Below are 6000 nucleotides of genomic sequence, written 5' to 3'. Positions count from 1 at the left end.
GCTCGCCGACGGGTGGCGGATCGAGCGGATCGAGCGCCCGGCCCGGTACGTCCTGACCCGCACCGCCGAACCGACCGAGAGGGATCGATGAAGCTCACCCAGATGTGGCTGCACCAGCTCGAGATGCCGCTGGTGGCGCCGTTCACGACCTCGTTCGGCACCTCGCAGACCAAGCACACCTACGTCGTCGAGCTGCGGGCCGAGACCTCCGCCGGTCCCGTCACCGGGTGGGGTGAATGTGTGGCCATGGAGGCGCCCCTGTACTCGGCCGAGTACCTGCACGGAGCGGCCGAGGTCACGCGCCGCTGGATCGCTCCGGCGCTGTTCGACCAGCCGCACCTCAGCGCGGAGTCGGTCGCCCACCACCTCGACCACCTCATCGGCCATCCCATGGCCAAGGCTGCCGTCGAGATGGCGGTGCTCGACGCTCAGCTCCGCGCGGCGCAGACCTCGTTCGCCGACTACCTGGGCGTCACGGCCAGCACCGTGCCCTCCGGGGTGTCGGTGGGCATCCACGACGACGTCCCCTCGCTCCTGCGAGCCGTGGGAGGCTACGTCGAGGCGGGCTACGCGCGGATCAAGCTGAAGATCAAGCCCGGCGCCGACACGGAGCCGGTCGCGGCCGTCCGCGCCGAGTTCGGCGACGAGCTGCCCTTCCAGGTCGACGCCAACGCCGCCTACACCCTGGTGGACGCGAACCATCTCCAGCGCCTGGACGAGCACAACCTTCTGCTCATCGAGCAGCCCTTGGGCGAGGACGACCTGCGACAGCACGCCGAGCTCGCCTCGCTGATGCGCACGCCCATGTGCCTCGACGAGTCCATCCACTCGGTGAAAGCAGCCGCCGACGCCATCGCGCTTCGGGCCGCCTCCGTGGTCAACATCAAGCCAGGCCGCGTGGGGGGCTACCTACAGGCACGAGCGATCCACGACGTGTGCCGGGCCCACGGCCTGGCGGTCTGGTGCGGCGGAATGCTGGAGACCGGGATCGGACGGGCTGCCAACGCCGCGCTGGCCGGGCTGCCCGGGTTCACCCTGACCGGCGACATCTCCGGCGCCGACCGGTTCTACGCCGAAGACATCGTGACCGAGCCGATGCGTATGCACGACGGCGTCGTCGACGTCCCCACCGGGCCGGGGTTCGGCGTGGAGGTCGACCGCGACCTCTTGGCCCGCTTCACCACCGACGTGCTCACCCTCACTCCGGAGCACACCTGAGCCATGGACGACTGGACAGAGACGCAGCGCGCCTTTCACGAGGCGGCGCACTGGTTCGCGGACACCGTGCCGGCCGAGAAGGACACCTGGGGTCTGCCGGCTCTGGGGGTCTGGACCGTGCGGGACCTGGTCGGTCACACCAGCCGCGCTCTGCTGACCGTCGAGTCCTACCTGGCCGAGCAGGCGCAGGCGGTGCAGGTGGCCTCGGCCGTGGACTACCTGGAGCGCGCACGCCGCTCGCTGTCAGACCCGCAGGCGGTGGCCCGGCGTGGGCGCGAGGCCGGGGTGACACTCGGCGACGACCTGGTCTCCAGCGTTCGCTCCCTGGTCGAGCGGGCCACCACCCTGGTCGCCGGCACCGAAGCGGACGATGTCGCCACAACCCCGGTGGGTGCCATGCAGCTGGCCGAGTACCTGCCCACCCGCACCTTCGAGCTGACCGTCCATACGTGCGACCTCGCCGTGGCCCTGGGCCAGCCCCCGCGACCACCCGACCCGGCCGCAGCGCAGTGCCTCGAGCTCGTAGCCGACCTCGCCCGGCGCTCGGGGCAGGCCGCGACGCTGCTGCTGGCCAGTACAGGTCGCCAGGGCCTGCCGAGCGGGTTCAGCCTGCTCTAGCAGGCGCGGTCCTACGGAGCTCAGCGGAAGGCCGGATGCCCGGTCAACGCCTGGCCCACCACCAGGGTGTGCATCTCGGTGGTCCCCTCGTAGGTGAGCACGGTCTCCAGGTTCGCCGCGTGACGCATCGGTGAGTAGTCGGCGGTGATGCCATTGGCGCCGAGGATGGTGCGGCAGCGGCGCGCGATGTCCAGCGCCCGGCGCACGTTGGTCAGCTTGCCCAGGCTGACCTGCTGCGGGGTCAGCGTCCCGGCGTCGGCCAGGCGGGCCAAGTGGGCGGCGAACAGCATCCCGGTGACGTAGTCCGCCGTGCTGTCGGCGAGCTTGGCCTGGGTGAGCTGGTAGGCCGCGATCGGTGACCCGAACTGCTCCCGGGTGAGCGCGTAGTCGATGGCCTGGATGAGCGAGTCACGCGCGGCCCCCATCGACCCGAACACGATGCCCAGCCGCGCCTGGGTCAGGCAGGCCAGCGGGGCGCGCAGTCCCGCCGCCCCCGGCAGCGCGGCCTCGGCGGGCAGACGCACGCCGTCCAGCACGATCTCGCTGGTCACCGAGGCCCGCAGGGACAGCTTGCGGGGGACGTCACGCGCGCTGAAGCCGGGGGTGTCGGTGGGCACCACAAAGCCACCGATCCCGTCGTCGGTCCGCGCCCAGATGACCGCCACATCCGCGATCGACCCGTTGGTGATCCACATCTTCGAGCCGTCGAGCACCCAGTCCCGGCCGTCCCGCCGTGCTCTCGTGGCCATCTGCACCGGGTCCGACCCGTGGTCGGCCTCGGTGAGGCCGAAACATCCCACCCGTTCTCCTCGGGCCATCGGAGGGAGCCATTCCTGGCGCTGCTCCTCGCTGCCGTAAGTGTGCAGCGCGTGCATGGCCAGTGAGCCCTGCACGCTCACGAGGGACCGCACGCCGGAGTCGGCCGCCTCGATCTCGGTGCACACCAGCCCGTAGGCCGAGGCGCTCGCTCCAGCACAGCCGTAGCCGTCCAGGTGCATGCCAAGCACCCCCAGCTCGCCGAACTGGCGGGCGAGATCCCGCGCCGGGAGGTGACCTTCGGTGAACCAGGCGCTCAGGTGTGGCCGCACCACCTCGTCCACCAGGGATCGCACGCTGTCCCGCATGGCCAGGTCCTCCTCGGCGTGGCCGTGGTCCAGGGCGCCGAGCTCGTCGGGTGTCGTCACAGGCATCTCCGCATTGTGCCCGCACCATGCAGGGTCGAGGTGCCCGCGGAGCGCATCTGGACCTCCGCCCTGGCCACCGCGCAGTTCCTGCACAGCCAGCGCGAGGCAGGCTGGGCCTACGTCATCGGCGAAGCCGGGTTGACCACCGCGTTGCACGACGTGGGCTACATCCTCACCGACCGCAACCCCGACTATGTCGTGCTGGGAGAGACCCGCACCTACTCGTTCGAGGCCATCACCAAGGCGATCCGCCTGGTGGCCGACGGCGCGCGCCTCATCGCCACCAACCCAGACCCGAGCGGACCGTCGGGAGCCGGGATGATCCCGGCGACCGGATGGACACGGGCATCATGAGTGGGGTGCAGGCGGGTCTGCGCACCGTGCTGGTGCTCAGCGGCTCAACCACGAAGGGCGACGTAGACCGCTTTCCCTACTGCCCGACGTACGTACGCGACGGCATCGCCGACGTGTGCCCATGATCGGCGAACTGAGCCAGGGCTAGGTCCCTTCAGGTGATCTCGATCGGGGTGCCCAGGGGGAGCAGCGTGGTGAGCGCGGTGATGTCCTCGTTGGACAGGCGGATGCAGCCGTGGCTGACCGACTCCCCGATGGTGTCGACCTCTGTCGTGCCGTGCAGGCCGATCTGCCCTGGGCCTCCGCCGAACTCGTTCAGCACGTCGGAGAAGGCCGACACGCCGTAGGCGTAGTCGCCGTAGCCGGGGTTGGTGGGCTCGATGAGCTCGGTGAGGTAGTACCGGCCGGTGGGTGTCGGGGTCTGCCCGGTGCCCGTGGCAGCGTCGAAGCGACTCACGACCTTTCCGTCCTCGAGCAGAGTCAGCTCGTTCTCGGTCGTCGACACCCGCAGCTCGTACGGGATCGTCGCAAGATCGACGTCTTCCTCCTCGACCCAGCCGGTGGAGCCGTTGGGTCGCACCGGCAACTGCACCTCGACCCACCCGTGTGACGCGCCGACGACCATGAACGTGAGCGGCACGCCGGTCTCGGTGGGGTTGTCGAAGCGGTGCGTCTCCCTGCCCCGGGGGCGGTCGAGGACCACGACGGTGTCGTCGGTGGCGGTCGCGCTGAGGGCGGCTTGCCCGTCGACCGGGGCGGTCGACTCTTCGGCACCATCACGAGGCACCGGCGATGACGCTGAGCTGCCCTGCGTCTGCGTCGCGCTCGAGCTGGCCGGGTCGGCCCCCTGGCCAGCACGGGCAGGCTGCCCCGACCCACCGCTGTCGTCGTCGCTACATCCCGCCACCCCCAGAAGGGCGAGGCTCAGCGCCGCCGAGCAGGTCGCGCGCCCTATGCTTCCAACAGTCATCATGAGCTGGTCCAGCGTCGGGCGTGCCGACCCCACATCCGGAGCAGCCGCCTATCCCCGGGGGCGCCACAGGGCGAGGGCGGTGCTCGCCCGGCCTCGCTGCGGTCGGGCCCCCTGACGAAGGGTGACGATCTCACCGGCCATGCCCGCGGCGAAGATCCGGTCCGAAGAGCCGAGGGTCTGCAGGAGGATGTCGTTGCGCTCGGTCAGATCCTCGACACGGGCCTTGAGCTGTTCGACCTGCTGCTCGAGGTCCAGGATCCGTTGGATACCCGCCAGGCTGACGCCCTCGGTGGAAAGCCGCTGCACCTCGCGCAGCCGGTAGATGTCCCGCGAGGAGTAGCGACGACCCCCGCCACGGGTGCGTTGCGGCACGACCAGACCGAGCCGGTCGTACTGGCGCAGGGTCTGTGCGTGCATTCCCGCCAGCTCGGCGGCGATCGAGATCACGAAGACAGGGGTGTCCGGGTCGACGTCCGACCGGATCCGCGCCATCGTCCTCACCTCGCCTCGATGTCTCTAGTGTGGCGTGTCGTTGCGGGCGCGCCGAGTCGACAGCCCGGTCCGGTCACTCTTCGGCACGGGCGATCAGGTCGGCTCGGGGGTCCATACCGGCCTCGTCGGCCTGAAGTGCCTCGATAGCCTCTCGGGCAGCAGCGCTGAGACGCTGCGGGACAACCACCTGCACCCTGGCCAGCAGGTCGCCGGTGCCCTTGGCGGTCTTCAGTCCGCGCCCCTTGACCCTCAGGAGCCGACCGGACGGAGTGCCGGCCGCCACTTTGAGCCGCACCGGCTTGCCATCCAGGGTCGGCACGCTCACGGTGGCCCCCACGGCGGCCTCGGCGAACGTGACCGGGAGGTCGACCGTCAGGTTCAGGCCGTCCCGTGCGAAGACGGGGTGAGCCTGCACGTTCACCGCGATGAGCAGGTCACCCGCGTCCCCGCCGGTCTCGCTCGGCATCCCTTTACCGCGCAGGCGGATCTTCTGCCCGTCCTTGACTCCGGCCGGGATGCGCGCGGTCACCTGCTCGCCGCCGGGCGTGGTGACGCTCACCTTGTCGCCCGAAGCGGCTTGGCGGAACGTCAACGACGCGCGCGCCTCGACGTCGCGCCCCTTGCTGGGGGCACCGAAGCCGTAGCCAGGTCCGGCTGAGCCACCGCGAGCACCACCGGGGTAGCCACCCTGGGCGAACCCGCCGAGGATGTCCTCCAAGTTCACGCCCTGCGCTCCGGCGAACCCGGACTGCTGGGCCGAGCCGAACGGGGACTGCTGGCCCGCTCCGCGGCGGCCGGCCTGGCCGCCGAACATCTGGGCAAACACGTCCTCGAAGCCAGCGCCGCCAGCACCACCGGGGCCGCCGGCGGTGAACCGGGCACCGCCACGCGACATCGCCCGGACACCGTCATACTGCTGACGCTGCTCAGGGTCGGAGAGCACGGCGTAGGCCTCGCCGACCTCCTTGAACTTCAGCTCCGCAGCGGTGTCGCCCGGCTTGGAGTCCGGGTGCCACTCGCGGGCCAGCTTGCGGTAGCGCTTCTTGATCGTCGCGTCGTCCGCGTCCTGCGGCACGCCGAGGATCGCGTAGAAGTCCTTGTCGAACCAGTCCTGGCTGGCCATATCGGTCCCTCCTCCCTTCGCTGTGCGTCGTGACGTGT

The 6000-nt window shown here is 70.5% G+C and carries 6 protein-coding genes and 1 pseudogene; 3 read left to right on the top strand and 4 right to left on the bottom strand.

The window, feature by feature from the left end:
• Positions 1–87 precede the first annotated feature (87 nt).
• Positions 88–1218 carry an o-succinylbenzoate synthase gene (menC, locus tag VJ976_RS08545; protein ID WP_324099696.1) on the top strand — a complete coding sequence of 377 codons (1131 nt, stop codon included), beginning with the start codon at positions 88–90 and terminating at the stop codon, positions 1216–1218.
• A gap of 3 nt (positions 1219–1221) precedes the next feature.
• Positions 1222–1836 carry a maleylpyruvate isomerase N-terminal domain-containing protein gene (locus tag VJ976_RS08540; protein ID WP_324099695.1) on the top strand — a complete coding sequence of 205 codons (615 nt, stop codon included), beginning with the start codon at positions 1222–1224 and terminating at the stop codon, positions 1834–1836.
• Between the two features lie 20 nt (positions 1837–1856).
• Here VJ976_RS08540 and VJ976_RS08535 read toward each other — a convergent pair whose 3' ends face one another.
• Positions 1857–3026 carry an acyl-CoA dehydrogenase family protein gene (locus VJ976_RS08535; RefSeq protein WP_324099694.1) on the bottom strand — a complete coding sequence of 390 codons (1170 nt, stop codon included), beginning with the start codon at positions 3024–3026 and terminating at the stop codon, positions 1857–1859.
• On the opposite strand from VJ976_RS08535, the pseudogene VJ976_RS08530 reads away from it, so the two are divergent.
• A pseudogene (locus tag VJ976_RS08530) lies at positions 2913–3499 on the top strand (HAD hydrolase-like protein). The gene VJ976_RS08535 and the pseudogene VJ976_RS08530 sit on opposite strands and share 114 nt — an antisense overlap.
• 29 nt (positions 3500–3528) lie before the next feature.
• On the opposite strand, the gene VJ976_RS08525 reads toward VJ976_RS08530, so the two are convergent.
• From VJ976_RS08525 to VJ976_RS08515, 3 genes are all read right to left on the bottom strand, one after another.
• Positions 3529–4161 (bottom strand): L,D-transpeptidase, encoded by a 633-nt coding sequence (locus VJ976_RS08525; protein ID WP_324099693.1) that lies wholly within the window; start codon positions 4159–4161, stop codon positions 3529–3531.
• Positions 4162–4395: 234 nt separating this feature from the next.
• The gene (locus VJ976_RS08520; protein WP_324099692.1) at positions 4396–4839 is read right to left on the bottom strand and encodes a heat shock protein transcriptional repressor HspR; all 444 of its coding nucleotides are present in this window, start codon (positions 4837–4839) and stop codon (positions 4396–4398) included.
• A gap of 73 nt (positions 4840–4912) precedes the next feature.
• The gene (locus VJ976_RS08515) at positions 4913–5962 is read right to left on the bottom strand and encodes a DnaJ C-terminal domain-containing protein (protein ID WP_324099691.1); all 1050 of its coding nucleotides are present in this window, start codon (positions 5960–5962) and stop codon (positions 4913–4915) included.
• Between the last annotated feature and the right edge of the window lie 38 nt (positions 5963–6000).

The organism is Ornithinimicrobium sp. (assembly GCF_035267225.1).
GTDB lineage: Bacteria > Actinomycetota > Actinomycetes > Actinomycetales > Dermatophilaceae > Ornithinicoccus.
This window is presented reverse-complemented; position numbering and strand designations above follow the sequence as displayed.

What these genes read in the sequence shown, in the direction of transcription:
- menC (WP_324099696.1), top strand. Translation starts at nt 88, where the DNA reads ATGAAGCTCACCCAGATGTGGCTGCACCAGCTCGAGATGCCGCTGGTG.
- VJ976_RS08540 (WP_324099695.1), top strand. Translation starts at nt 1,222, where the DNA reads ATGGACGACTGGACAGAGACGCAGCGCGCCTTTCACGAGGCGGCGCAC.
- VJ976_RS08535 (WP_324099694.1), bottom strand. Translation starts at nt 3,026, where the DNA reads ATGCCTGTGACGACACCCGACGAGCTCGGCGCCCTGGACCACGGCCAC.
- VJ976_RS08520 (WP_324099692.1), bottom strand. Translation starts at nt 4,839, where the DNA reads ATGGCGCGGATCCGGTCGGACGTCGACCCGGACACCCCTGTCTTCGTG.
- VJ976_RS08515 (WP_324099691.1), bottom strand. Translation starts at nt 5,962, where the DNA reads ATGGCCAGCCAGGACTGGTTCGACAAGGACTTCTACGCGATCCTCGGC.